This window comes from Mesorhizobium sp. M7A.F.Ca.US.006.04.2.1, assembly GCF_004022915.1.
Lineage (GTDB): Bacteria > Pseudomonadota > Alphaproteobacteria > Rhizobiales > Rhizobiaceae > Mesorhizobium > Mesorhizobium ciceri.
Map to the genome: position 1 here is coordinate 1 of NZ_RZQA01001082.1, position 1,800 is coordinate 1,800.

Sequence of the window (1,800 nt, forward strand, 5' to 3'; positions counted from 1 at the left end):
AATCAGGCCAAGTGCCAGGAAAATGCGCATGGTCAGCGGCTCATTCAAGAACATGGCTCCGCACAGCACGCCGAAAACCGGCGACAGGAAGGTGAAACTGGACAAGCCTGACGCCGAATACCGCCGCAGCAGCCAGAACCACAGCACATAGGTGAAGGCGACGATGTAGACCGCCTGGAAAAGCAGCGCCAAGGTCGGCAGCACGGTCGGGTCGCGAACGGGCGGGCCGGCGAGAGGCAGCACCAATACGCCCACGATCGCTGCCCCGGCGAGCTGGTAAAGCAGAAGCTTCTCGGCGCTCGCCTCGACCAGCTTCGAGCGCTTGATGAGGATGTTGGTCAAAGCCCAGAAGAATCCGGAGCCAAGGCTCAGCAGATCGCCGAACAGCATGTCTCCGCCGCCGCCAAGCTTGTCGGAAAACACCGCGGCAAGGCCGGCAAAGGCCAGCAGCAGGCCAAGGAATTTTCTCAACGTGATCTGCTCGCCGAGCAGGAAATGGCCGCCGAGCAGCATCCAGAACGGCATGGTGTTGACCAGCAGCGTGTTGCGGGCAACGGTCGTATGCTCCAGGCCGACATAGAGGCAAAGGAACTCGATGCCGAAAAGCGCGCCAACCAAGATGCCGGCGAGCAAGGTCCCGTCGCGCGTGAAAAGCGCGATGCCGCGCCACCGGCACCAGGCAAAGACACACATGCCGCCGATGATCGAGCGCGCGATCGACAGGAAAACCGGATCATAGCCAGCATAGGAGATCTTGGCGGCGACGTAATTCAGCCCCCAGGAAAAGGTCAGCCCGACCATGATCGCGGCGGCGGCCAGGTCGACCGTGTCGCGCCGGTCGAGCGCGTCGGTGGCGCCGCTCACGATCAGTCCTCCGCGCTGGCGTCGTCGAAGCCGATCAGGTTCCAGCTCTGGCGCATATGCGGCGGCATTGGCGCCGTGACATCGATGACGCCCTTGTCGGGATGCGGAATGATGATGCGGCGGGCGTGCAGATGCAGGCGGTTTTGAATGCCCCCGGGAAAGTCCCAGTTGGTGTCGGCCTCGAAATATTTCGGATCGCCCAGGATCGGGCAGCCGATGTAGGCGGCATGGACGCGAAGCTGGTGGGTGCGGCCCGTATAGGGCTCCATTTCAAGCCAGGTCATCGTCTGCGCCGCCTGCTCGATGATGCGGTAGTAGGACACAGCGTGGTCGGCGCCCTTTTCGCCATGCGCGGCGACCCGCACGCGGTCACCGTCCGGCGTCGGCTCCTTGATCAGCCAGGTCGAGATCTTGTCCTCGCGTTTGGGCGGCACGCCCTTGACCAGCGCCCAATAGGTCTTCTTGGTCTCGCGGGCGCGAAACGCTTCCGAGAGCTTCATGGCGGCCAGTCGGGTGCGGGCGACGACCAGCACGCCCGAAGTGTCGCGGTCGAGCCTGTGAACCAGTCTGGGCTTCTCGCCCTTCTGGTTGCGCCAGGCCTCCAGCATGTCGTCGACATTGCGGGTGACGCCCGAGCCGCCCTGCACCGCAAGGCCCGCCGGCTTGTTGAAGACGAAAACCTTAGGGTCTTCATGGATCAGCATTTTCGACAGGACATCGGCATCGCCCTGGTTGCGGATCGAGTGGCCGGTCAGCGCACTCTCGCCCTTCTTGTCAACCTCGAGCGGTGGGACGCGAACCATCTGGCCGGGCTCGACACGGGTGTCGGCCTTGACCCGGCCGCCGTCGACACGGATCTGGCCGGAGCGCAGAAGCTTCTGCAAATGGCCGAAACCAAGGCCCGGGAAATGGGTCTTGAACCAGCGGTCGAGCCGC

Annotated in this window: 2 protein-coding genes; both read right to left on the reverse strand. The window is 63.7% G+C overall.

Annotated features, from left to right (window positions below; translation table 11 throughout):
* On the reverse strand, positions 1-864 hold an 864-nt coding region (locus EN925_RS34480; protein ID WP_164894607.1), incomplete at its 3' end, for a DMT family transporter.
* 2 nt (positions 865-866) lie between these two features.
* Positions 867-1,800: RluA family pseudouridine synthase (locus EN925_RS34485; protein ID WP_164894608.1), on the reverse strand; the 934-nt coding region annotated here is incomplete at its 5' end.